Source organism: Geobacter pickeringii, from assembly GCF_000817955.1.
Classification (GTDB): domain Bacteria; phylum Desulfobacterota; class Desulfuromonadia; order Geobacterales; family Geobacteraceae; genus Geobacter; species Geobacter pickeringii.
Window position 1 is genome coordinate 2463585 of sequence record NZ_CP009788.1, and the last position, 23317, is coordinate 2486901.

General features: G+C 59.0%; 24 protein-coding genes. 4 read left to right on the forward strand and 20 right to left on the reverse strand.

What is annotated here, in order from left to right; genetic code table 11:
- Positions 1-22: 22 nt before the first annotated feature.
- The 15 genes from GPICK_RS11060 to GPICK_RS11130 all read right to left on the reverse strand — a co-directional run bounded on the left by GPICK_RS11060 (position 23) and on the right by GPICK_RS11130 (position 13789).
- A complete protein-coding gene (locus GPICK_RS11060; RefSeq protein WP_039743193.1) occupies positions 23-652 on the reverse strand; it encodes an MBL fold metallo-hydrolase in 630 nt (209 codons plus the stop codon).
- Positions 653-679: 27 nt separating this feature from the next.
- Positions 680-1798, reverse strand: a complete 1119-nt coding sequence (locus tag GPICK_RS11065) for a 3'-5' exoribonuclease YhaM family protein (protein ID WP_039743195.1) — start codon at positions 1796-1798, stop codon at positions 680-682.
- A complete protein-coding gene (locus GPICK_RS11070) occupies positions 1795-3396 on the reverse strand; it encodes an NAD(P)/FAD-dependent oxidoreductase (RefSeq protein WP_039743196.1) in 1602 nt (533 codons plus the stop codon). Before GPICK_RS11070 ends, GPICK_RS11065 begins: the two co-directional genes overlap by 4 nt.
- A 195-nt stretch (positions 3397-3591) precedes the next feature.
- A complete protein-coding gene (locus tag GPICK_RS11075) occupies positions 3592-4779 on the reverse strand; it encodes a hybrid sensor histidine kinase/response regulator (RefSeq protein ID WP_039743198.1) in 1188 nt (395 codons plus the stop codon).
- A gap of 132 nt (positions 4780-4911) precedes the next feature.
- On the reverse strand, positions 4912-5361 hold the full coding sequence (locus GPICK_RS11080; RefSeq protein WP_039743200.1) for a universal stress protein: 450 nt from the start codon (positions 5359-5361) through the stop codon (positions 4912-4914).
- A gap of 23 nt (positions 5362-5384) precedes the next feature.
- The gene (locus GPICK_RS11085) at positions 5385-5768 is read right to left on the reverse strand and encodes a response regulator (RefSeq protein ID WP_039743202.1); all 384 of its coding nucleotides are present in this window, start codon (positions 5766-5768) and stop codon (positions 5385-5387) included.
- Positions 5769-5843: 75 nt separating this feature from the next.
- A complete protein-coding gene (locus tag GPICK_RS11090) occupies positions 5844-6533 on the reverse strand; it encodes a GAF domain-containing protein (protein ID WP_236685538.1) in 690 nt (229 codons plus the stop codon).
- An 83-nt stretch (positions 6534-6616) separates the two neighbouring features.
- A complete protein-coding gene (locus GPICK_RS11095; protein ID WP_039743206.1) occupies positions 6617-7459 on the reverse strand; it encodes a RodZ domain-containing protein in 843 nt (280 codons plus the stop codon).
- Between the two features lie 9 nt (positions 7460-7468).
- The gene (locus GPICK_RS11100; RefSeq protein ID WP_039745681.1) at positions 7469-8215 is read right to left on the reverse strand and encodes a tetratricopeptide repeat protein; all 747 of its coding nucleotides are present in this window, start codon (positions 8213-8215) and stop codon (positions 7469-7471) included.
- 145 nt (positions 8216-8360) lie between these two features.
- Complete coding sequence (locus GPICK_RS11105) at positions 8361-9293, reverse strand: PfkB family carbohydrate kinase (protein WP_039743208.1); 933 nt, start codon at positions 9291-9293, stop codon at positions 8361-8363.
- A gap of 83 nt (positions 9294-9376) precedes the next feature.
- On the reverse strand, positions 9377-10240 hold the full coding sequence (gene mtnP / locus GPICK_RS11110) for an S-methyl-5'-thioadenosine phosphorylase (protein WP_039743210.1): 864 nt from the start codon (positions 10238-10240) through the stop codon (positions 9377-9379).
- 62 nt (positions 10241-10302) lie between these two features.
- On the reverse strand, positions 10303-11337 hold the full coding sequence (rlmN, locus tag GPICK_RS11115; RefSeq protein WP_039743212.1) for a 23S rRNA (adenine(2503)-C(2))-methyltransferase RlmN: 1035 nt from the start codon (positions 11335-11337) through the stop codon (positions 10303-10305).
- 68 nt (positions 11338-11405) lie between these two features.
- Positions 11406-11819: a nucleoside-diphosphate kinase gene (ndk, locus tag GPICK_RS11120; RefSeq protein ID WP_039743214.1), complete on the reverse strand. Its 414-nt coding sequence runs from the start codon at positions 11817-11819 to the stop codon at positions 11406-11408.
- Positions 11820-11976: 157 nt separating this feature from the next.
- Complete coding sequence (locus tag GPICK_RS11125; protein ID WP_039743216.1) at positions 11977-12174, reverse strand: hypothetical protein; 198 nt, start codon at positions 12172-12174, stop codon at positions 11977-11979.
- 187 nt (positions 12175-12361) lie between these two features.
- The gene (locus tag GPICK_RS11130; protein ID WP_039743218.1) at positions 12362-13789 is read right to left on the reverse strand and encodes an aldehyde dehydrogenase family protein; all 1428 of its coding nucleotides are present in this window, start codon (positions 13787-13789) and stop codon (positions 12362-12364) included.
- 93 nt (positions 13790-13882) lie between these two features.
- On the opposite strand from GPICK_RS11130, the gene amrA reads away from it, so the two are divergent.
- Positions 13883-14425, forward strand: a complete 543-nt coding sequence (amrA, locus tag GPICK_RS11135; protein WP_169745368.1) for an AmmeMemoRadiSam system protein A — start codon at positions 13883-13885, stop codon at positions 14423-14425.
- Between the two features lie 121 nt (positions 14426-14546).
- On the opposite strand, the gene GPICK_RS11140 is transcribed toward amrA, so the two are convergent.
- The 4 genes from GPICK_RS11140 to GPICK_RS11150 all read right to left on the reverse strand — a co-directional run bounded on the left by GPICK_RS11140 (position 14547) and on the right by GPICK_RS11150 (position 19191).
- Positions 14547-15869, reverse strand: a complete 1323-nt coding sequence (locus GPICK_RS11140; RefSeq protein ID WP_039743222.1) for a citrate (Si)-synthase — start codon at positions 15867-15869, stop codon at positions 14547-14549.
- 290 nt (positions 15870-16159) lie between these two features.
- Positions 16160-17353, reverse strand: coding sequence for a M24 family metallopeptidase (locus GPICK_RS11145; protein WP_039743224.1), 1194 nt, complete (start codon positions 17351-17353; stop codon positions 16160-16162).
- A 17-nt stretch (positions 17354-17370) separates the two neighbouring features.
- The gene (locus GPICK_RS17580; protein WP_169745369.1) at positions 17371-17520 is read right to left on the reverse strand and encodes a hypothetical protein; all 150 of its coding nucleotides are present in this window, start codon (positions 17518-17520) and stop codon (positions 17371-17373) included.
- Positions 17521-17532: 12 nt separating this feature from the next.
- Positions 17533-19191, reverse strand: coding sequence for an AMP-binding protein (locus GPICK_RS11150; protein ID WP_039743226.1), 1659 nt, complete (start codon positions 19189-19191; stop codon positions 17533-17535).
- Positions 19192-19649: 458 nt separating this feature from the next.
- Here GPICK_RS11150 and GPICK_RS11155 point away from each other — a divergent pair, with 458 nt between their 5' ends.
- Positions 19650-20330 carry a response regulator gene (locus tag GPICK_RS11155; protein ID WP_039743228.1) on the forward strand — a complete coding sequence of 227 codons (681 nt, stop codon included), beginning with the start codon at positions 19650-19652 and terminating at the stop codon, positions 20328-20330.
- Positions 20327-22096 (forward strand): two-component system histidine kinase PnpS, encoded by a 1770-nt coding sequence (pnpS, locus tag GPICK_RS11160; protein ID WP_039743230.1) that lies wholly within the window; start codon positions 20327-20329, stop codon positions 22094-22096. The genes GPICK_RS11155 and pnpS overlap by 4 nt, the downstream gene beginning before the upstream one ends.
- A 4-nt stretch (positions 22097-22100) precedes the next feature.
- Here the strand turns inward: pnpS and GPICK_RS11165 are convergent, their stop codons facing one another.
- Complete coding sequence (locus GPICK_RS11165; protein WP_039743232.1) at positions 22101-22691, reverse strand: DUF502 domain-containing protein; 591 nt, start codon at positions 22689-22691, stop codon at positions 22101-22103.
- Between the two features lie 145 nt (positions 22692-22836).
- On the opposite strand from GPICK_RS11165, the gene GPICK_RS11170 reads away from it, so the two are divergent.
- Positions 22837-23274 carry a phosphate-starvation-inducible PsiE family protein gene (locus GPICK_RS11170; RefSeq protein ID WP_039743234.1) on the forward strand — a complete coding sequence of 146 codons (438 nt, stop codon included), beginning with the start codon at positions 22837-22839 and terminating at the stop codon, positions 23272-23274.
- The last annotated feature ends 43 nt before the right edge of the window (positions 23275-23317 follow it).

Below are 23317 nucleotides of genomic sequence, written 5' to 3' on the forward strand. Positions count from 1 at the left end.
GGTTCAGCGCGCCTTCGGCGCGTTAACCGGCGATGTAGGGATTGTAGAGCCGCTCCCGGCCGATGGTGGTCGAAGGGCCATGGCCGGGGAAGACCTGGGTGGCGTCCGGCAGCGGCAGGAGCTTGGTCTGGATCGACGCCATCAGGGCTTCGTGGGAAGAGCCCGGGAAGTCGGTCCTCCCCACCGATTCCGCGAAGAGCGTGTCGCCGGTGATCACCTTCGCTTCCGTTGCCAGGGAGAGACAGCACCCTCCCGGCGTGTGGCCGGGGGTATGGAGGATCTCCATCGCGCAGCTCCCGAAGGAGAGCACCGCGCCATCCTCGAGAAAGAGGTCAGGTTCGGGAGAGCGCTCCGTCGTGAGGCCGTAGTTGGCCGCCACCTCCACCGCCCGACCAAGGAGAGGAACGTCATCGCGGTGGATGAGAAGCTTCGCCCCCGTCGCCGCCACCAGGCGACGGTTTCCCCCCACGTGGTCGAAATGCCCGTGGGTATTGACGACGTAGCGAATGTCGAGCCCCCGGGAGCGGACCCGTTCGAGGATGCGCTCGGCATCGGCGCCGGGATCGACCACCACCCCCTCGCGGCTCTCCTCGCACCCGAGGATGAAACAGTTGACCCCCAGCGGGCCGACGACGACGGTATCGAAAATCATGACGGTGTCTCCGTGTGCAGTTGATCGCTAGAAGAGATCCAGGTTTTTCTCCTGGAGCAGCTCGAAGGGGTTGTTACGGAACCCCTTTTTCGACTCCTCCCGGCGGCGCTCGGCCGGGGGCTCCGCCGGCGGCGCGAGGGTCAGCGGTTCGGGGGCCGACGGTTCATCCCGGATTTCCTCCGCCTCGTCGTCGGGTACATACCCTTCCTTGTAGAAGTACCGGTCGTAGAGCCGGTGATAGGAGGTCCAGCGGCTCTGATTCTCGGCCTCCTTGCGGATGTGGGTCCGGATGCCGTTGATCTTGGAGTCGAGGTCGTCCAGGTAGTTGAGGATGGTCGCCTCCAGTGTCTTGGGGCGCTTGGGGGAGCCGTACTCGTACTGGCCGTGGTGGGAGAGGAGCATGTGCTTAAGGAGCATCGCCAGCTCGACCGGGAAGCCCGGGATGGCGGAGATCCGTTCCTGGAGCATCTCGACGCCGATGGTGATATGCCCGAGCAGCTTCCCTTCGTCCGTATAATCGAAGGAACGGAGATAGGTCATCTCACGGACCTTGCCGACGTCGTGGAGCAGCGCCCCCACCACGAGGAGATCGCGGTTGAGTCCGGCGTACAGGGGAACGATGGTGTCCACGAGCCGGGCCACCGCCAGCGAATGCTCCAGGAGCCCCCCGAGGTAGACATGGTGCATCCCCTTGGCGGCCGGAGCGACGCGGTACAGCGGCATGAGCGCCGGATCGTCGAAAAACGCCTTCATGAGCACCTTCAGGTGTGGGTCGGTGATACTCTCCACCAGAGCCGCCAGCTCCTGCTCCATCTCTTCGATGACCCGCTCGGACTCGGGAAGGAAGTCGGCCAGAGTCACCTGATGTTCGGGCACCCGGAAGAGCTCGGAGATGATAAGCTGCATCTTGCCGAGATACACGGTCGCCTTGCAGCGGATGGCGATGAAATCGTCCTTGTCGAAGGTGGCGGAGAGCTCATCGACGTTGTCCCAGACCCGTCCCTCGATCTCACCGCTCTTGTCCATGAGCCGCAGCGTCATGTAGGGCTTGCCGTTCTTGGCCATGGCCATGATCTTGTCTTTGACGAGGAAGACCGATTCGACCTGGTCCCGCTCCCGGATGCTACTGACAAAAACCTTGTTCAAATGAAACTCCCTTCCTGGGCTGATATCTGGTTTGCAATGGCATCGGCCACCCTGATGCCGTCAAGGGCGGCGCTCATGATCCCTCCGGCGTACCCCGCCCCTTCTCCGGCGGGGTAGAGCCCCCCGAGGCCCACCGCCTGAAAATCTCCCCCCCGGCCAACCCGCACCGGCGACGACGTCCTGGTCTCCACGCCGGTCATTGTCGCTTCGGCCGTCAGGAATCCCCGCATCTTGCGGTCGAAAAAGCGGAGGCCATCCCGCAGGGTGTCGGTCACGGCGGGCGGAAGGATTTCCGCCAGCGGCACGTCCCGCACCCCCGGGCAATAGCTGGAGCTGACCTTCCCTCCCGTTTTCGCCTCCACGAACGCCATAAGGTTCTGGGCCGGCGCCCGGTAGTCCCCTCCACCTGCCACAAAGGCCCGTCGCTCCAGGAGGCGCTGAAACTCCACCCCGGCAAGGGGGGAATCAGTGCCGAAATCGGCAGGCCCCACGGTGACGACCAAAGCGCTGTTGGCCGCAGGAGCGTCGCGCAGATAGGCACTCATGCCGTTGGTGACCACCCCCCCCTCCTCCGAACTCCCCGCCACCACCACTCCTCCGGGGCACATGCAGAAGGAGTAGGCGGAGCGGCCGCTCGTCCGATCGTTGTACGCGAGGGCGTAGTCGGCGGGAGGAAGCGACGGATGATGCACCCTGCCGTACTGAATCCGGTTGATCAGCAGCTGCGGATGCTCGACCCGCACCCCAACGGCAAAGGGCTTCGGCTGCATCAGGATTCCGCGGCGCGCGAGCATGGCGTAAGTGTCGCGGGCGCTGTGCCCCGGCGCAAGCACGAGGAAACGGCACGGGATCTCCTCGTCGCCGTTCACGACTCCCGCACCAACCCGCCCTCCCTGAGAGACGATGTCGGTCAGGCAACTCCGGAAACGGATATCGAACCCGCGTTGCTCCAGGAACCGGCGGATAGAGGCCACGACGATGCGCAGCCGGTCGGTGCCGATATGGGGTTTGGCGAGGTAGCCGATCTCCGGCGGAGCACCGAATGCAACAAGCTTTTCAAGAACGTAGGAGATGTTCGGGTCGTTCACCCGGGTGGTAAGCTTGCCGTCCGAAAAGGTCCCCGCCCCCCCCTCACCGAACTGAACGTTGCTCTCGACATCGAGCTCCCCCCGCGCCCAGAAGGACTGCACGTCCCGGGTCCGTTCCTCCACCGGTTTTCCCCGCTCGAGAACCGTGGCGGAGAGACCGTACTCGGCAAGCCTCAACGCGGCAAAAAGCCCCGCCGGCCCCATGCCGGCAATCACGATCCTCCCGGAATGGGACAGTGGCCGAAATGCGTGCGGCGGCGGCTCCGTGATCGGCTGTACGTCAGGATCACCGCCGTACCGGGCGAGAAAGGCCTCCTCGTCGGCAAGCGTACACCGGACCGTACAGATGAACTTCACCTGGGGCTTTTTCCGGGCATCGACGCTCTTGCGAACCAGACGCACATCCACGACGTCGTCGTCGCAGAGGGAAAAACGGCACGCCACCCTGCTGCGGAGGAGTTCGTCCCCTTCACCGGGGGCCAGAACAAGATTTCGGACCAGAAGCGGCATCGATGTCCTTCGCTCCCCGGGGGCCGCTTCGTCTCGTCGGTGGGGGAGTCATTGTCGGTGTCGGCGATATCCCGTGGCGCGTCACAGTCTGACGGCCGGCATCTCGCTCCATCCCTCAGAGCGAGATCTGCGCCGCGGTGAAATGACGGCCATCATAGCAAACTCGGGCCTGCAAAGAAAAGGGGAAAGGGACGCTCAGACCGCTGCCAGGGGGAGCCGAATAAGGAAGGTCGTGCCGGAGGCGTCGCTCTTTTCGACCGAAATCCTCCCTTGATATGTCTTGACGATCCGCAGTACCACCGCGAGCCCGAGCCCGCTCCCGCTGGACTTGGTGGTGAAGAAGGGATCGAAGATCTTCGAGAGGTTTTCGGCGGGAATCCCCTTGCCCGTGTCGGCCACCCTCACGCTGAGCTCTTTGTCGTTGTGGTCGAGCGAGACCGTCAACACTCCTCCATCGCGCATCTCGTGGATGGCATTCAGGAAGAGGTTCGTGAAAATCTGCTCGATCTCGGACGGATCGGCCTGCAGAGGCGGCGGGATGGTTCTGAAGTCACGCTTCACATCGACGTGGTAGAGGAGAGCCTGGGGTTTGAACACCTCGAGGGTTGCCTCTATGATCCGCTCGATCCGCACCTCGCTCAGTTGGTAGCGGGAGCGCTTGGAGGCATCGAGAAGCTTGCGCATGGTTTCGTCGATCCGGTCCACCTCTTTCAGGATCTTGTCCACGTAGCCGAGCCGCTCCGGGTCATCGAATCCACTCTTGATAAGCTGTGCAAAGAGCGTGATGGAATTGAGGGGATTGCGGATCTCGTGGGCCATGCCGGCGGAGAGGTAGCCGAGGGAGGCGAGCTTTTCGGATTGAACAATCTCGGCCTGAGCGCGCTGAAGCGCTTCGGTTTTCTCCTGGACCCTCGCCTCCAGTTGCCGGTTCCACTCTTCGATCTCGGCCAGAAGGCGCTCGCGTTCGATAGTGAGCTCCCGGTTCCGAATCTCCACCTGACGGATACGGAGAACGCTCTCTATCCGTTCGACAAGGTCCTGGTTGTTGAACGGCTTCAGAATGTAATCCGAGGCACCTGCCTTCATCAGCTCCACGGCAATTTCTTCGTTCCCTTTGCCGGTGAACATGATGACGTAACTATCCGGAAAACGTTCCCTGATTTCCCGCAGAGCGGTGAGTCCGTCCATCACTGGCATCATGTAATCGAGGAGCACCAGTTGCGGCTGGTGGTGTTCCAGCTCTTTCAGCCCGGTAATGGCATCGGATGCGGTGAAGACCGTATAGCCGCGGTTTCTGAGAACGATCGACGTGAGATCGAGGATGACCTTTTCATCGTCGATGATGAGAATTGTACCTTTAGAGGTGGGGGATTCGGTCGTCATCGGATTCTGCAGTATCCTCCTGATCCTTATCTGTCCATCTCCGTGTGCACCGGCGGAGGTGGTGCACCGAAAAAACAAAGGGCAGCGTAACGCTGCCCCTGCTGTCAACACCCGGAGCGGAGCCTGGAAAAGTTATGCCTCGGTGGGGCGCACGGTCATGACGGGGCACTTGGCGTTGCGCACGACGCGTTCGGCGGTGCTGCCAAAGAGGAAATGATCGATCCCTTTGCGTCCATGGGTCCCCATGACGATGAGGGATGCCTTTTCTTCCGCCGCCTTCTTGAGGATCTCGTCGTACGGAATCCCCGAAACGATGCAGCTCGTGAAATTGGCGTAATCCTTTATTCTGGTCCGGCAGAACTTCTCCATCATCTTCTCGGCGGCGGCCACGATCTCCTCCTCGAGCTTTTCGAAAGAGACATGGGGGACATAGAACCCACGAAGATCCACCGGTTCGTTAATCACGTGGATGACGACAAGCCGGGCGTTGAACTGTTTGGCGAGGGTCAGGGCGTGATCAAATGCATACTCGGAGTTTTCGGAAAAATCGGTCGGGAAAACAATCGTAGAAAAGGCAATCATCTCATTCCCCCTGGCAGTGGTTGTTAATGGCACCCTTCGGTGAAGATCTTTTTCAGTATCGACTTCAACTCATCAATCTTGATCGGCTTGTTGATATACTCGAAGGCGCCGAGATTCATCGCCTCGAGATAGGATTCAACCCCCCCATATGCCGTTATCATAATCACGTTGCTCTGGGGATAGCTTTTGTTGAGCTCCCTCAGAAAGGTAATGCCGTTCATCTCCGGCATATTGATATCAGTGACGATGAGATTGACCTGCTGACGGTTCAGATAGTTCAGCGCCTCGAATCCGTTCGCTACGCTCTCGACCTCGAACCCCTCCTTTTCGAGGAGCTTCGACAGCCCGATCCGGGCGTTCTCCTCATCGTCGACAACCAGAATTCTCTTTTTCACATGTTCCGCCAATGGTAAACCCCACGCATGCCGTTGCTGCCGTCGAGATTGAGTCTAACATGGGGTCCCCCCTTGTCAAGCGGGCAGTTACGCAGGTTTCTTACCCATGGCGACCTGCCTCCGAAGCTTGATTGCCGTCGTGATCAGATTGGCGATAATGGAGACAAAATAGATCTCGTCCTCCTGGAACGACTTGATGGAGGTGCTGTTAAGATTGATGACCCCATAGACATCCTTTTTGTCGCTGATGGGGAAGGAGAGCATAGAGTTGTACTTCTCCTCCTGGAGCTCGGGGAAGTACTTGTACCGCGGATCCTGGGATGCGTGGCTGAGGGAGATGTACTGCCGCTCCTTCGCCACGGTGCCGGTAATCCCCTCCCCCATCTTGATCCGAATCCCGCCAATGAAGGAGGGGTCGAAACCGTGGGTTGCGGCAAGAACCAGTTCGTCGCCCTCAAGCAGATAGATGTTGCAGACGCTCACCTTGAGCTGTACCGCCACCTTCCGGGTCACGAGTTGAAGAACCTCGGGCAGGTCGAAATCGGAGGAGACAAGCATGCTGATCTCTTCGAGTGAGATGATTTCGAGATGCTCGCGGTTGGCCCGCTGCATCGTCAGGACCATCTTCCCCTTTTCACCCTCGACCAGCGGCGTAAAACTCGCTTGACGGTAGAAGGGATTAACCGTCTTGACCTTGTCAGTGAGGGTGCGAAAATCGGAAAAGCCGCAACTGCAGCTCAACTTTACCCGATAGGTGTCGACCCGTTCACTCTTCATAACTTTTCCGCATTTTCGGCAGCGTGCCAGGTGCATGAAGACCTTCTCCTTGCGTTAAAAATGTATCGTCCGTTACGGATCCGTTACTGCTGCTCTTCGCTCCCGTCGGCCGTGAGATCGACGTGAGCGGGGCTTCCGGCTGCGCCAAGGGAGGGGAGCGCCTTGCCGTTGAATTCAGCCTCCACCCCCCCGGCGTTGCCAAGATCGAGGGAAAACACGCGTTCCCCTTTCCACTCGATCAGGTCACCGGCCTTGAGCTCATACTGCTGGGACAATGTTCCATCGATGGTGATATTCAACCAGCAGTCCTGATTGACCTTCAGCTTCAGCACGATCCCCCGCGAGTTTTGGGGGGATGGTTGATTCTCCTCTCCGGAAATTGCGGCGACCGGACTGACTTGCGGTGGAGCCGCAACGGGCCGAACACGGGAGGCAGACGACACCGGGTGCTGGACAGGAGAAGGAGAAACCGTCGCTCGGCTGGCCGAGGAGACCGGCTCGCCCCGGGAAGAGCGCTCCTCTCGTTCCCGTGTCAGGAAGGACAGGGCAATGACCAGGGCCAGGAGGGTCAGGGGGATTGCCCAGCGATTGCGCGCCGGAAGCCTCCGCGCCTCCACCGACGAGGCCAGGGGTGCAACGCTCCCTTCTTCTGCAGGAAGGGCTGGTTGCAACGCCTCTTCGTAGTACCGCACCACCTCGTCGGCGGGAAGTCCCAGGTAGCCGGCATATGACCGCAGAAATCCCTTGGCGTAAGCGGAGCTCGGCAACCGTTCGAACGCATCTTCCTCCAGCGCCACGAGATAGTTCTTGCCGATGCGCGTTACCCGGGCGGCATCCTCGAGGGACAGCCCACGGGACTCGCGGGACTCGCGCAGCAACGCACCGACTGATTGATTCCCTGACCGGGAGGATGATGCTTCAGCCAATCTGCCCTCTCACTTCATCGAATCGAGATATTCGCGGGAAAGACGTCCCTTCTCCGAATCCGGTGCGATCCGGATCGCCTCGCGAAACGCCTCTGCCGCCGCCACATAGTCCTTGGCCTTGAGACACGCCAGAGCCAGATAATAGTGGGCGTTTTGGGAATTTCTGTTCAACTCGACAGCCTTGCGAAGCTCCTCGACAGCCAGCTCGGTCTTGCCCATGCCGAAATAAACCCTCCCGAGCCCAATCCGCGCATTGATGTTTCGCGGATTGGCGGAGACCGCCTGGCGCAGTGTGTTGTACGCCTGCTGGTAGTCTTCCTTGCCGAGGTAGGCGAGGCCAAGATTAATCCTGGTATTATCCTGCTCGACAAAAAGCAGATCGGCAAGAACCACCGTGAACTGGGTCACGGCCGCATCCCAGCGCTGCATTTCCAGGTAATTTACCCCGAGGTTGTTGCGAGCCTCGGAATAATCAGGCTTGAGCTCGATCGCCTTGAGGTATTTCTGCTCGGCCAGATCGAACCGTTTCTTGTAATAATAGGCAAGGCCGAGACTGTTCAGCACGACCGGATCGTCCGGCGACATCCTTTCGGCCTCGGTAAACTCGGCAAGCGCCCGGGTAGCGTCATTCTCGCCCAGGTAGGAAAGCCCCATCTGGTAATGATACGATGCCTGTTTCTTGGCGGCTCCGTTCAGTGCACACGCGGGAAGGAGGAGGAAAAGGAGGAGAGAGGGAAGAAGCAGGTGACGTTTCACGGTGACCACCTCATGGCGTGGGGTGCGGAAAGGTTCGGAACGGAAGACGGGGCCGCTTTCGGCCGCCCCGTTCTTCCGTTCCACGCACCGGGAAACGTAGCAGATTTGCCTGTTATTGTCAACGCAAGGGGGGAGTGGAGAAAGCCTAGCGAAGGGGGTTCTCTCCACCCGTGAGCCCCTCGAAGTGCGTAAGTGACTTGAAGTTGCGATAACGGCTCTCGATCTCGTGGTAGTCGAGGCGTTTCAGGCGCTCAAGGCTGAAATCCTCTACGTTGAAGGAGGCCATGACGCTCCCGAAGATGATCGCCTGCCGGATGCCGGCCTCGGAGGTATCCCCCGTATTTGCCAGGTAACCCATAAATCCGCCGGCAAACGTATCGCCGGCGCCGGTCGGATCAAACACCTCCTCCAGAGGATACGCCGGGGCGGCAAAGACCGAGTCGCCGCTGAACATGAGGACGCCGTACTCGCCCCGCTTGATGATGAGCGTTTTCACCCCCATGCCGAGGATGGCCCGGGCAGCCTTCACAAGGTTGACCTCGCCGGTGAACTGGCGGGCCTCCCCCTCGTTGATGATGAAGATGTCGACGTTCTCGATGACCCGCCGCAACGCCTCCGGCTTCGACGAAATCCAGAAATTCATGGTGTCGCAGGCAATGACCCGCGGCTTCTCAACCTGGCTCAACACCTCCATCTGCAGTTCGGGGTCGATATTGGCGAGGAAGAGGTAGTCGGCATTGCGGTATTCGGTCGGAATCCGGGGCTTGAAGCTCTCGAAGACGTTCAGGTGGGTCGCGAGGGTCTGGGCTTCGTTCAGATCGTAGCCGTACTTCCCTTTCCAGTGAAACGTCGATCCAGCCTCGCGGGCGAGTCCCCGGAGGTCGATGTTACGCGACCTGAGAAAATCGACATGTTCCTGCGGAAAATCATCTCCGACCACCGCAACCAGATTCACGTCGGTGAAAAAACTGGCGGAAGTCGAAAAATAGGTGGCGGAGCCGCCCAACACGTTTTCAACCTGCCCGAAGGGAGTCTCCACTGAATCGAATGCAACCGAACCAACTACAAGTATTCCCATGATACGTTCTCCTCTACTATGATGACAGCAATCGCACCGGCGCCGGTCAATCCAGCACGCTTCCCCGCAAAACAGACGGCAGGCTAAAGGTATTTGCCGATGAAAAGGTCGAGTCTCTCTTTTGCCTCGTCCGCAATCGCCCGCCGATCGGTGATGATGGCGTATTGAAGGGCCGAGGCGCAGGGGCAGGAACGCTCGCTGGCGATCTGCTTCACGGCATTTCTGATGATCATCTTGGCCGTTGTCACATTTTTCTTGATAATGGCGAGAACCGCTTCGATCGACACATCCTCGTGAGATTCATGCCAGCAGTCGTAATCGGTGGCGAGTGCGATGACGCCATAGCAGAGTTCCGCTTCACGGGCCAGTTTGGCCTCGGGAATATTGGTCATCCCGATGACCGATACGCCGAACGAACGGTACATGGTGGACTCGGCACGGGTCGAGAAGGCAGGCCCCTCCATGCAGATATACGTGCCGCCCCGATGGACCGTCGCCCCCGCCTCAACGGCCGCTTCGTAGAGCCAGCCGGACAGTTCGGCGCAGACCGGATCGGCGAACTGCACGTGGGCCACGACCCCGTTGCCAAAGAACGTATTCGCCCGGGTGGCGTTGGTCCTGTCGATGAACTGGTCGGGAATGACGATGTGGCCCGGGACGATCTCCTCTTTCATGCTGCCGACTGCCGACACCGAGATGATGCGGCTCACTCCGAGCTTTTTCATCCCATAAACATTGGCGCGAAAATTCACCTCAGAGGGGAGAAACCGGTGCCCCCTGCCATGTCGGGGCAAAAAAACCATCTTCACTCCGTCAAGGGTTCCCGTTATGAACTCGTCCGACGGCTCGCCAAATGGGGTTTCCACCCTCACCTGCCGGATATCCGAAAGGCCCTCCATTTCATAGAGACCACTTCCGCCGATGACGCCGATAATCTGTTCAGCCATCTCGCCTCACCTCGCTTTGGATTTATCCGTGTTACGGGAATACTGAAGCCGCCCTGACAGGACTACGCGCAGTCGTTTCGGTCGAGTTTCCCCTTGAGCTGTCCGCAGGCTGCCGAAATGTCGGCCCCCCGGCTCGACCGGGTGATAACCGTGAAATGCTTTGCCAGGAGAAAGCTGTGAAACTGGTCAACCGTCTGCTGGTCGGGGCTCTTGAACGCACATCCTTCGTGTTCATTAAAAGGGATCAGGTTGATCTTGGACGGTATTCCGCTGAGCAGCTTGACGAGCCGCTTGACGTCATCGGGGGAGTCGTTGACCCCCTTGATCATCACATATTCGATCGTAATCTTGCGACGGCCCGGCAGAGGAAACCGCCGGCAGGCATCGAGAAGATCCCGCAGCGGGTACCGCCGGTTGATCGGCATGATTCTATTCCGGACCTCGTCGGTAGTCGCATTGAGCGAGACCGCAAGGTTGACCGTCACGGCGTGCCCCAGCTGCTCCATCTCCGGAATCAGGCCGGCAGTGGAGACCGTGACCCGCCGGGTCGAGAACTGGAGTCCGTCATCGTGGGTGATGATCTTGAGGGCGCGGATCACGTTGTCGAGGTTTGCCAGAGGCTCTCCCATCCCCATGAAGACGATGTTGCGGAATGGAACCTCCCGCTGCACCGCACATATCTGGTTAACGATCTCTGCCGTGGTGAGGCTGCGGGTCAGCCGAAAGGTCCCAGTCAGGCAGAATTCGCATCCCATGGCGCAACCGACCTGGCTGGAGACGCACAAGGTGCTGCGATCTTCTTCGGGAATCAACACCGACTCGACGGTATTGCCGTCGGCAAGACGAAAAAGGTACTTTCTCGTCCCATCCCGAGAGATTTCCGTCACTTCGGGCTCCAGCCGACTGATGGTCGCCGAGTGCTCCAGGTCGGAACGCAGATCCTTGGCAAGATTGCTCATCACCTCAAAACTCGTGGCGCCCTTCTGGTAGAGCCATTTGAAGATCTGGCGCGCACGGTAGCGCTCCTTTCCCTTCCCCGCCAGGAACTGCTCCAACTCTTCGAGACTCAAATTTTTCAGATCTACTTTAATGTCCATACCTACCAGCAACTATAAAAAAAAGCCCTTCACGCGAAGGGCTTCTGTGACTCTCTGCTGTCACCCGACTAGAAGAGCTCGAGTTGGCTGAAGAAGTAAGGGATCTCGAACGCAGCTGACTCGGGCGAGTCGGAGCCATGAACCGTGTTCTCCTCGATACCGAGGCCGAACTCCTTGCGGATGGTCCCCGCATCGGCATTGGCCGGGTTGGTGGCTCCCATAACCTCACGCCAGCCGGTAATTGCGTTCTCACGCTCAAGCACCATGACCACCACGGGGCTGCGCGACATGAATGTGCAAAGGTCGCCAAAGAACGGCCGCTCTTTGTGGACATAGTAGAACCCCTCAGCTTCCTTCTTGGAAAGCTGAATCTTCTTCATGCCTACAATGCGGAAACCGGCGGCTTCCACCTTTTCAAGCACTTTGCCGACGATATTGCGCTCGACCGCATCGGGCTTAATGATGGCAAATGTTCTTTCCATGAAAACACCTCCAACCAATCTATTAGCGAAATAAAAAGACCGTTACTAGTAACATGCGGCCCTGCCGATGTCAACCAAAACATGTCTTTCAAAACACAAAAAAAGCCTGCAGAACCGAAGCTCTGCAGGCTTTTCTCTGGCGAAAAAGTAACCGAAATTACTTCTTCTCAGCCGGGGCAGCCGGAGCGGCCGGAGCCTTAGCGGAAGACATCGGAGCTTGAGCCGGAGCAGCGGCCGGAGCCGGGGCAGCCTGCTCAGCCGGAGCCGGAGCCGGAGCCTCTTCTTTCTTCTTGCAGCCAGCGGCGAAGGCCACGGCCAGAGCAAGACACAGGGTCAGAGAAAGCAGCTTTTTCATTTACGTTCTCACCTCTTTTCTTTTTTGAATTTCATTCGTGCGCTCAGCGCAAGGTTTTACGATACGCAACAGAAGGGGAATATACTAGCTTCTAAAATAAAGTCAAGCCTTTTTTAACCTTTTTCACCCCTTCCAATCATGTAATTTCAGCATGTTACACAGCGTAACAAAATATTTTATCGCCACTCTAGAGATTAATACAAACAAACTTGATATTCGTCATCTCCTCCATGGCATAACGAACCCCCTCACGGCCCAACCCGCTCTGCTTGTTGCCCCCGTAAGGCATATGGTCTACCCGGAACGTGGGGATATCGTTAATGATCACCCCACCCACATCGAGTCGTTTAACCGCCTGAAACGCTTTGTTGATATCACGGGTATAGACGCCCGCCTGAAGGCCGTACACCGAATCATCGGCCAAGTCCAGAGCATCCTCGAACGAATCGAAGGGCAACACCGAAACGATTGGCGCAAACACTTCGGAACAGACGACCTTCATCTCCGGTGTCACTCCGCTCAGTATCGTCGGTTCCAGACAATTGCCGACGACGCCCCCCCCGGCCTCGACCTTCGCCCCGAGCTCCCTTGCCTCACCGATCCACGCTACGGCACGCTCAAGCTCTGCTCGCGAAATCATGGGACCGATATCCGACTCCCGATCCATGGGATCGCCAACTTTGAGTTTCTTCGTTGCGGCGACGAAGTTGTCCAGAAATTCGCTATAGCGCCGCCTATGAACAAATATCCGCTGCACGGAGATGCAAACCTGCCCCGAATTGGCAAAACTGCCGACCACACAGCGCGACACGGCAGCATCCAGATCCCCATCCTCGTCAACGATTGTCGGCGAGTTCGAGCCCAGTTCCAGGGTAACCCGCTTGAGCCCACTGCGGGCCTTGATCTCCACCCCCACGGGAGGACTCCCGGTAAAGGTGATCATCGCAAGGCGGTCGTCTTCCACAAGCCGATTTCCGACCGTCTTGCCGCTCCCGACAACAAGGTTGAAGACACCAGGGGGGAGCCCCGCTTCCATCAGCAGTTCCGCAAGCTTGATCGAGGTGAGCGGAGTCTTCGTGGCCGGCTTCAAGACAAGTGCATTCCCTGCCGCAATGGCGGGTGCGACCTTATGGGCCACCAGGTTCAGGGGGAAGTTGAAGGGGGTGATTGCGCCGATCACGCCAATGGGTGTCCGCACATAAAACCCGAACCTTCCAGCAGAGACGGGCGAAGCATCCATCGGGACAAGTTCGCCATGCTCGTTGCGAGCCTCAAGAGAGGCAAAACGGAACGTCTCGGCGCTCCGGTCGGCTTCAGCGAGAGCGTATTTCCATGTTTTTCCCGCTTCGCGGGCAATGATCTCGGCAATCTCCTCCCGGTCCCGTAAAATAAGATCGGACGCCTTCGCCAGGATCTCCGACCGTCGATAGGCTGGAGTCGACGAGATGGCCCTGAATCCCTCCTGAGCAGCTCCGATGGCCGCCTCGACATCTTCGCCGCCAGCCTCGGGAACCACACCGACAACCGAATCATCATAGGGGTTGGTTACCTTGATCTCCGGTCGGCTATCGCCAACCCATTCCCCCCCGATCAAAACCCGGTAACGCTTTGCCATGGAGCCTCCTCAGACTTGATTTCCCCTTGTCACCATTAGCGTAAATATTGTAAATTAACAAGCAATTAGCACTAAATGAAAAGGGGTGACCGTGTGACACGTGAACTTTCGGACTCCGCCAAACAACAGCTCCTCCTGATTGCCCGGGAAGCTGTGGTGAACTACGTCGCAAACGGGATAGTTTCGGAGACCTCGGCGCCAGCCGAAGGCCTCCACGAGCAACGAGGATGCTTCGTCTGTCTCAAGAAAAACGGGAACCTGCGCGGCTGCATCGGCAACTTTGTATCAGACAAGCCCCTTTTCCAGCTCGTCCAGGAGATAGCCATCTCCGCAGCAACCAGGGATCCCCGCTTTTACCCGATGAGAATGGAAGACCTGGATGATTTCTCAGTCGAAATTTCCGTCCTGAGTTCCCTTTCCAAAATCAGTTCCTGCGATGAAATTCGAATCGGAACCCACGGCATCTATGTTGAGAAGAATTTCTGCCGGGGGGTGCTTCTGCCCCAAGTAGCCACCGAACAGGGTTGGGACCGGGACACGTTCCTCAGTCAAACCTGCATCAAGGCCGGGCTCAAGTTCGATGACTGGAAGGAAGGTGCCGATATCTACATCTTCAGCGCCGAGGTCTTCAGCTGACGGGGACACCCGTCAATCCCAAGACATAGAAGAATGGGGAGATGCCGTCACATCTCCCCATTCTTTATTCCGCCAAATATAAAGAGGGAGGCACCGGTGTCGGTGCCTCCCTCTTTGTGCATCAGAACTTCCGGCCGCCTTCCTCTGCCCACTTCTCGAGCATCGGGGTGGTAACCGACTTTGGACGCTCGATGGCGTAGCCAAGCGCACGATCCCAGGTGATGTTCGCCATGCAGCCGAGGGCGCGGCCAACACCGAAGAGAACGGTGTAGAAATCCCACTCGCGAACGCCATAGTACCACTGGATGACACCTGACTGGGCGTCGACGTTCGGCCAGGGGTTCTTCGCCTTGCCGTGCTCCATGAGAACGCCGGGAGCCACTTCGAAGATCATGCTGACAAGCTTGAAGAGCGGATCGCTCGGCAGGTGCTTGAGGCAGAACTCACGCTGCGAGGTGTAACGCGGGTCGGTCTTGCGGAGAACGGCATGGCCGTAACCCGGGACAACCTGACCGGCATTGAGGGTATCCCACAGGGCCTTCGTGACATTCTCCTTGGTCGGCTCGACCCCTTCACCAAGCTTCTTCTGGAACTCCATGATCCAGGCGAGGACCTCCTGGTTGGCAAGGCCGTGGAGCGGGCCGGCAAGACCGTTGAGGCCCGCGGAATATGCATAGTAGGCATCGGAAAGAGCCGAAGCGACGAGGTGCGTCGTATGGGCCGAAACGTTGCCCGACTCATGGTCGGAGTGGAGGACGAAGTACATCCGGGCGACGTCGTCATACGGAGCCTTCTGACCGATCATTTGGGCGAAGTTTGCCCCGTAGTCGAGCTTCGGATCGGCAGCGATCTGCTCATCGTTCTTATACTTGTAGCGATAGATGAAGGCAGCGATCGGTGCGATCTTGGCCACCAGGTTGCTGGCATCCTCGTACATCGGCTCCCAGCAGGTCATCTTGTTGAACTTGCCGGAGTTGTAGAATTTGAGGAACTCGGACTCCCGCTCAAGGGCGAGGATACCGGCAGAGAGCATCACCATCGGGTGGCTGTCTTTCGGGAGAGCCTTGATGACGTCGAATACGTAGGAGGGAACCTTGCCCCGCTCCTTGAACTCGGCCACAACTTCGTCAACCTCGGCCTGAGTCGGGATATCGCCGGTGAGAAGCATGTACCAGAAGGCCTCAACGGTCGGGTACTCGGAGCCGGAAGCCTTGGGAAGGGCGGCGAAGGTCTCGGGAATCGTCTTCCCGCGGAAGCGAATCCCTTCCTGCGGATCAAGGTAGGAGATGTCGGTCACGAGGGCACGGATATCACGCGCACCGCCGATGCACTGGTCGATGGTCACCTGATCGATGATAACCTTGCCGAATTCCTTAACAAGCCTGGTGGTGCGGGGACGGTGCTCCTGAATTTTCTGTGCAAGAGTATCCTTGAGTTTAGACATACTGACTCTCCTTTCGACTAGTTGTTTTAATAAATAAAATATAACCAACTGCCCTGATACCCGACTCCTCTCTCCTCCTTTCGAGCGACAAAATCATCAGTTATACTGCGGTTTAATGCGGCCAGCGCCAATACGGAACAGGATAATTCGAGGAAAATGCTTCTGAAAGTTTACGATGCGGGGAAATTGTTTTTTAGTATACTGTATACAGTTTTTGTTGTAAAGGCTTATAGCACCCTCTTTGATTAAATTCAACAAAATTTTTTTCGCCAAATGGAACCGACAGAGGGTTAGAGGACCGTCAGATCCTGATCGGAGCAGGTAAGCTGCTTGAGACCTTCGAAGTGGGAAAGATAGAAAGTGTTCTCGATGCCGATTGCCCCCTCGCCGGGGATGACGACCTTCGGCTCGAAGGCGAACACCATTCCCGGCTCGAAGGCCATTTCATTGAAGCTGCTGGCGATGAAGGGGTACTCGTCGATTTCAATGCCGACCCCATGTCCGATGAACGAAACCTGCGCCCCCTTGTTCCCCATGAAATTGTCGGCATACCCGAGTTCCACGGCAAGGGAGAGGCAGGCGTCATACACCGATCCCCAGGGGACCCCGGGCGCGACGAGCTCAATCATCCGCTCCTGGATCCTGAGCATGTCATGGTAGGCCTTATCCAAGCGACCGGAAATCCTGCCGAGGGAAAAGACCCGCGTCTGGTCCACGAGGTAGCCGTCAACGCAGCCGGCAAAATCGACGATGATCGGCTCGTTGCGCTCGATGCGCTTGAGGCCGGCTCCCTGGCCGAAAGAGGGGTTGAGACCGACCCCGCCGAGGGGGGTATCGACATAGGCGGGAACAGCACTGTCGGCACCGGAAAATACATGGGCATAGAAAAGCTCGGCGTTGAACATCCGCATCCGCACCAACCCCTGGTGCCCTTCCTTGCGGGCGGTGAATTCGAGCTCAGCGGCGAGCTCCAGGTCGGTCATCCCTTCGCGGATGACTTCGCGGGCCCGGCGGTTGACCCGGTCGACCTGCACGGCCGCATCCTGGAGGAGGTGGATCTCGTACTTGCTCTTGATCATCCGGACCTGCCGGATGAGAGGGGTGGCGTCACAGACGCCGGCTCCCGGAAAAACCGCTCGGTACCGCTCGAAGAGGTTCACGGGGAGAACGTCCAGCTCCATTCCGACCCGCACGGGGAGAGGATAGCCGTAATCAGCAAGGACGCCGGGAATATCCCTCATGGAAGCGAACGGCACGACCTCCCTGAGTCCCGACTCCATCCGTGCCCTGCCGAATTCCTTGCGCACCAGGTAGAGCGCCTCGCCCGCCACCGGCACATAGAGACACCCCGACTGAATCGTGCCGGTAAAGTAGAACAGGTCGGCATTCTGGAGAACGAGGACCGCGTCGAGCCCCTCCTTCGCCATCAACGCCTGAAGGCGGGAAATGCGGTGTTCGAGCTCTTCCTTCGGTGTGATGCGCATGGACTTCCTCCCGGAGATTACCGATCGTTTTCCGGCGAGCGGGCGAGCCTCGCCTCCTTTTGCAGCTTACGCCGGCGGCGGCCGCCGAGAAATGCCTCCTCTACCACGATCGCGGCAAAACAGATCACGAAGAGCGCCAGAAGGATGCCAAGTGCCTTTTCTCTCATTACGGATTCTCCTTACGCCATCTCGCCGCCATCCTCGAGCTGAAGCTCGCGGACGGCCATCTCGCGCAGCTTGAACTTCTGGATTTTCCCCGACGCCGTCATCGGATACGAGTCGACGAATTTCACGTAGCGGGGGATCTTGTAGTTGGCGATCTTGCCACGGCAGAACTCCCGCACCTCCTCTTCGCTCAGTTCAACACCCTTCTTGACAATGACCGCCGCCATGACCTGCTCGCCGTACTTCCGGTCGGGAACACCGTACACCTGGACATCGGAGATCTTCGGATGGGTGTAGAGATACTCCTCGATCTCGCGGGGGTAAACATTCTCGCCCCCTCGAATGATCATGTTCTTGATCCGGCCGGTGATCTTGCAGTAGCCATTCTCGTCCATGACCGCCAGATCGCCGGTATGGAGCCACCCCTCGGCATCGATGGCCCGCGCGGTCTCGTCGGGCATCTTGTAGTACCCCTTCATGACCAGATAGCCCCGGGTGCAGAGCTCGCCCTGTTTCCCCGGGGGGAGCACGGCACCGGTCTCGATGTCGGCAATTTTGACCTCGACGTCGGGGAGCGCCCGGCCGACGGTGGCGACCCGCAGCTCGATCGGATCGTCCGTGCGAGTCTGGGTGATGACCGGCGACGACTCGGTCTGGCCGTAGGCAATGGTGATCTCGGCGGCGTGCATATCGCGAATGACCCGTTTCATCACCTCGATGGGACAGGGGCTGCCAGCCATGATCCCGCTCCGGAGACTGGTGAGGTCGAATTTCGGGAAATCGGGGTGCTCCAGTTCGGCGATGAACATGGTCGGAACGCCATGGACGGCGGTACAGCGCTCCTGCTCGATGGTCCGAAGAACCGCCAGCGGATCGAAGAGCTCCACCGGCACCATGGTGGAACCGTGGGTGACGCACGCCATCACGCCAAGGACACACCCGAAACAGTGGAAAAAGGGGACCGGGATGCAGAGGCGGTCCTTCTCGGTGAACTTCATGCATTCGCCGATATTGAAGCCATTGTTGACGATGTTGTGGTGGGTGAGCATCACCCCCTTGGGGAAGCCGGTGGTCCCCGAGGTGTACTGCATGTTGATCACCTCGCGGCAGTCGAGGGAGCGCTCCGCGGCCGCCAGCTCCTCATCGGAGACATCGCGGGCAAGGGCCATGATCCGCTCGAAATTGATCATCCCCCCCGGAGTTTCCTCGCCGATGAAAACGACGTGCTTGAGAAACGGCAAGGTGGCGCTGGAAAGCATGCCGGGCTGGGCACCCTGCAGCTCCGGCACAACCTCGTTGAGGGTGGCGACATAGTCGGTGTCCTTGAACGACTTCACCAGGAAAAGGGCCGTCGAATCGGACTGCTTGAGGATATATTCGAGTTCGGCGGACTTGTAATTGGTGTTGACCGTCACCAGGACCGCGCCGATCTTGGCAGTGGCAAACTGGAGGATGACCCACTCGGGGACATTGTACGCCCAGATGGAGACGTGATCCCCCTTCCGGATTCCAAGACCGAGGAGTCCCTTTGCCACCTGGCGGCAGACTTCGTTGAACTGGCGGTAGCTGTACCGAATCCCCCGGTCGACATACACGAGGGCATCGGTGTCCGGAAACCGTGCCGCCACCGCGTCGAGAAGTCCTCCAACCGTGAATTCAAGTGGTTGCGACATATGCCATCCTCCAGACAATCGAGGTGTCCAATTTCTTCTCCGGTGCAAACAACCTGTTGATTTTTTAAGGCTTTACGAATTACCATGCCTCCTGCGGCAAGTCAAGTTATTCAAACGGGGTATTATTTGTTCATTGCCTTTCCGCTTCGTGTTACATTTGTCAAAATAATTCTTGACAACTCGATACCACTTTCTTTTCAACATCTTACAATAAGTAGTTATTATCTCTGAATTTTTTTGCAAAATTTGCCCCTCAAAAACGTGCCCAAATATTAGGCAATACGCTATTTGCATTTGTTTTATTTCAGCTTTACCGTTTAGCAACATTTTTATCCACAACCCTATCCACAGATTTTGTGGAAAGCCCTGTAAGCCTCGATTTTACGGCTGTTTTACACAACCGTAACACAACTGCAATATTCTCCCGCTACCATCGGCGGCGAGGAGAACGGAACCCCATGAAGACGATCCTGATTATCGAAGACGAAAAAGATCTGGCGGAACTGGTGGCATTCAACCTGGAAAAGGAAGGGTACCGGACCATCACGGCATTCGACGGCACGAGCGGGTTGGAGGCAGCCCGGGCCCACCACCCGGACCTGATCCTTCTCGACTTGATGCTCCCCGGCGTCATGGGAATGGATGTCTGCAAGATGCTGAAAAAATCCGAGAAGATGGCGACAATCCCCATAATCATGCTGACGGCGCGGGGTGAAGAGATCGACCGGGTGGTCGGTTTCGAGGTGGGTGCCGACGACTACGTGGTGAAGCCGTTCTCCACCCGCGAACTGCTCCTTCGGGTCAAGGCGGTCCTGCGCCGGTCGCTCCCCGACAAGCCCGATGGAAAGATCCTCAACATCGGGGCGGTGACCATCGATACCGCCCGGCACCAGGTGGAGGTGGCCGGTGAAGAGATCATCCTCACCACCACCGAGTTCAAGCTCCTCCTCAACCTGGCCGAGCGGCTCGGCCGCGTCCAGAGCCGCGACCTTCTCCTGAAAAACGTCTGGGGCTACAATTATGTCGGCGACACCCGCACGGTCGACACCCACATCACCCGCCTGCGGACCAAGCTCGGGCCGGCCGGCGACCTGATCAGGACGGTGAGGGGCTTCGGCTACAAGATGGAGGAGCAGTGAGATTCCGGATCCAGTGGAAGCTGATGGCTTCCTACCTCGTCCTCGTCCTCTTCATCGGCGGGGTGTTCTTCGCCTATCTCTCCTACACTCTGGACACCCATCTGGCCGATGAGATCCGGGAAAACCTCTCCAGCGAGACGCGCCTCGCTCGTCTCATCGCGCTGCGCGACATCGGCGACATGGGACGCGACGCCCCCCGTACCGCCGCAGCCATCTCGGGCGAGATCCGCGCCCGGGTCACCATCATCCTCGCCGACGGGCGGGTAGTTGGAGATTCCGACGTTCCCCCTTCCCAGCTCGAAGGCCTGGAGAACCACCTCCAGCGCCCCGAGGTGCAGGCCGCCCTCAAAAACGGCACGGGGAGTGCCATCCGGTACTCCGCAACCCTCAAGACCCCCATGCTCTATACGGCGATCCCCCTGCGCACCGCCGCTGGAGAAAAGGGGATCCTCCGCCTGGCACTCCCCCTCACCTCCCTGGAAAAGGCAAAGGCAAGCATCCGGACCCTTCTGGCGGCATCCCTCCTCCTCGGCCTCGTCATCGCCCTGGTGCTGAGCTACATCCTCTCCCGCGTCACCTCCCGCTCGCTCCGCACCATCACCACCCTCGCCACCCAGATCGGCTCGGGCGAATTCAGCCGCCGCATTCCGGTGACGACCCGCGACGAGGTCGGAGAGCTGGCGCGGGTGATGAACGACATGTCGGCCCGGATCGAGAGCCACATGGAGCAGATCTCGGCGGAGAAGAGCCGGCTCGACACGATCCTGCGCGGCATGGGTGAAGGTCTCATGGTTTCCGACGCCCGGGGGCAGATCACCCTGGTTAACCCGGCCTTTCTCGAACTCTTCGCCCTCACCGAAAACGTCGAAGGGCGCTACATCATCGAGATCGCCCGTCACCCTGCGCTCCACGACGCCTTCCGGTCCATCGTCGCCTCGGGGAGCGAGCGGCTCGAAGAGCTGACCCTCGGCCTCGGAGACGAGAGGAACGTCCTGACCCACTGGGTTCCCCTCACGGAAGAGGGGGAGCTCCAGGGGGTGGTGGCGGTCTTTCACGACATTACCGATATCAAGAAGCTCGAAAAGATCCGCCGCGATTTCGTCGCCAACGTCTCCCACGAACTGCGGACCCCGGTGACGGTCATCAAGGGGTACGCCGAGGCGCTGATCGCCGGTGCCCTTGAGAGCGACCCGGCACGGGCCCGACGCTTCATCGAGATCATCTACAGCCACTCGGAGCGACTCGCCAACCTGATCGGCGACCTCCTCACCCTCTCCCAGCTCGAATCGGGGACGCTCCGCCTGGAACTGACCGGCGTGAACCTGGAACGGGTCGCCCGCCACGCGGCCGAACTCCTGGAGCAGAAAGCCGCCGCCAAGGAGATCGCCGTTGACTGCTCGCGCCTCACCGCAGCTCCCATCATTCTCGCCGACCCGGGACGGCTGGAGCAGGTGCTGATCAACCTCCTCGACAACGCCATCAAGTACTCGCCACCGGGGGGGTCCGTTTCGCTCCTCGTCTCCGATGAAGGGCCCCTGGTGAAGGTGGGGGTGAAGGACACTGGTATGGGTATCCCCCCCACGGACCTGGCGCGGATCTTCGAGCGGTTCTACCGCGTCGACGCCGCCCGCAGCCGCGAGGAAGGGGGGACCGGCCTGGGGCTCTCCATCGTGAAGCACATCGTCCAGCTCCACGGCGGCACTGTTGGGGTTGAGAGCGAGCACGGCAAGGGCTCGACCTTCTGGTTCACGCTGAAAAAGGCGTAAGACGTCACGACACCACCACCCCGCCCGAGACGACAAACTTCACCGCATCCTCCACCGTCATCCCGCTCTCCATCACCTCTTCCTCGCGGAAGAAGAGGGCGAAGCCGGAGGTGGGGTTCGGCATGGTCGGCACGTAGACCACCACCAGCCGCTCCCCCTCCCGCTCCAGTTCGGCGGTGACGAATCCCACCGCCCTCACCCCCTTCCGGGGCCACTCCACGAAGACCGCCCGGCGGTACGAGCTTTTCCCCTCCTGAAAGACCTGGGTCAGCTGCTTGCTGGAGGTGTAGATCGACTTGACGAGGGGGATGCGCGACAGGACCCCGTCCCACCATCGGATCAACCGCGTCCCGATGACGTTGGTGGCAAGGACCCCGGTCAGGTAGATCACCACGGCACCGGTGATCATCCCGAGCCCCGGGAAGTAGTAGTTATGGTGGGTGATGGCGATGAAGAAGGCGTCGAGGTACGAACCGAGGATGCCGTCGGCGAAGTTGAAGAGGAACTTCAGGATGAAAAGGGTGATGCCGAGGGGGACCACGATGAAGAGCCCTGTTACGAACCGCCCCCGCAGATGGGTTACGAACCTGTCCATGTCTCACCTCGCGTACGTTGTTCCCACGCACAATACCGCTCAAGAGAGCAATGTCAATAGTTTCCCACTCCTCACCACCCGGACACGCCGCCGTAACGGAACCGGTCTACGCTCTTTTCCAGCATCCGACAAAGGAGAACATTGAATGTGGAGAGAAGACGTACTGGACCTGAAGCTGACCAAATTTTTCGAAATCTCGGCGCGGGCGCTCCTGAGCCTGCTCATCACCGCCATCCTGACGGCGATCCTGGCCGGCATCGTCTGGACCTTTTACGATATCCGGCTGGTCTTTTCACCCGATTCCCACGGAGCGTTCAGGACGATCCTCGTGGATGTCCTGACCGTGCTCGCCATCGTGGAAATCCTCCGGACGGCGCTGGCCTACTTCTCTGAAGGACGGGTCAAGGTCACCTACATCATCGACACGGTCCTCGTCACGGTTCTTACCGAGGTGATGGCCTTCTGGTACCGGGAGATGTCGTGGGAGAAGGTCGCCATGGTCATCGCCCTGGTCCTGTCGCTGGCGGCGGTGCGGATCATCGCGGTGCGCTTCTCGCCCCGGAGCCGGCGCGAGGAGCTCTGAGAAACCGACCTTTCATTCGGGATAACCTCCCAATTCACCGCGA

Excerpts from the sequence above, each read along its gene's own strand:
- GPICK_RS11060 (WP_039743193.1), bottom strand. The coding sequence starts at position 652 with ATGATTTTCGATACCGTCGTCGTCGGCCCGCTGGGGGTCAACTGTTTC.
- GPICK_RS11070 (WP_039743196.1), bottom strand. The coding sequence starts at position 3,396 with ATGCCGCTTCTGGTCCGAAATCTTGTTCTGGCCCCCGGTGAAGGGGAC.
- GPICK_RS11075 (WP_039743198.1), bottom strand. The coding sequence starts at position 4,779 with ATGACGACCGAATCCCCCACCTCTAAAGGTACAATTCTCATCATCGAC.
- GPICK_RS11080 (WP_039743200.1), bottom strand. The coding sequence starts at position 5,361 with ATGATTGCCTTTTCTACGATTGTTTTCCCGACCGATTTTTCCGAAAAC.
- GPICK_RS11090 (WP_236685538.1), bottom strand. The coding sequence starts at position 6,533 with ATGAAGAGTGAACGGGTCGACACCTATCGGGTAAAGTTGAGCTGCAGT.
- GPICK_RS11105 (WP_039743208.1), bottom strand. The coding sequence starts at position 9,293 with ATGGGAATACTTGTAGTTGGTTCGGTTGCATTCGATTCAGTGGAGACT.
- mtnP (WP_039743210.1), bottom strand. The coding sequence starts at position 10,240 with ATGGCTGAACAGATTATCGGCGTCATCGGCGGAAGTGGTCTCTATGAA.
- rlmN (WP_039743212.1), bottom strand. The coding sequence starts at position 11,337 with ATGGACATTAAAGTAGATCTGAAAAATTTGAGTCTCGAAGAGTTGGAG.
- ndk (WP_039743214.1), bottom strand. The coding sequence starts at position 11,819 with ATGGAAAGAACATTTGCCATCATTAAGCCCGATGCGGTCGAGCGCAAT.
- GPICK_RS11125 (WP_039743216.1), bottom strand. The coding sequence starts at position 12,174 with ATGAAAAAGCTGCTTTCTCTGACCCTGTGTCTTGCTCTGGCCGTGGCC.
- GPICK_RS11130 (WP_039743218.1), bottom strand. The coding sequence starts at position 13,789 with ATGGCAAAGCGTTACCGGGTTTTGATCGGGGGGGAATGGGTTGGCGAT.
- GPICK_RS11140 (WP_039743222.1), bottom strand. The coding sequence starts at position 15,869 with ATGTCTAAACTCAAGGATACTCTTGCACAGAAAATTCAGGAGCACCGT.
- GPICK_RS11145 (WP_039743224.1), bottom strand. The coding sequence starts at position 17,353 with ATGCGCATCACACCGAAGGAAGAGCTCGAACACCGCATTTCCCGCCTT.
- GPICK_RS17580 (WP_169745369.1), bottom strand. The coding sequence starts at position 17,520 with ATGAGAGAAAAGGCACTTGGCATCCTTCTGGCGCTCTTCGTGATCTGT.
- GPICK_RS11150 (WP_039743226.1), bottom strand. The coding sequence starts at position 19,191 with ATGTCGCAACCACTTGAATTCACGGTTGGAGGACTTCTCGACGCGGTG.
- GPICK_RS11155 (WP_039743228.1), top strand. The coding sequence starts at position 19,650 with ATGAAGACGATCCTGATTATCGAAGACGAAAAAGATCTGGCGGAACTG.
- GPICK_RS11165 (WP_039743232.1), bottom strand. The coding sequence starts at position 22,691 with ATGGACAGGTTCGTAACCCATCTGCGGGGGCGGTTCGTAACAGGGCTC.
- GPICK_RS11170 (WP_039743234.1), top strand. The coding sequence starts at position 22,837 with ATGTGGAGAGAAGACGTACTGGACCTGAAGCTGACCAAATTTTTCGAA.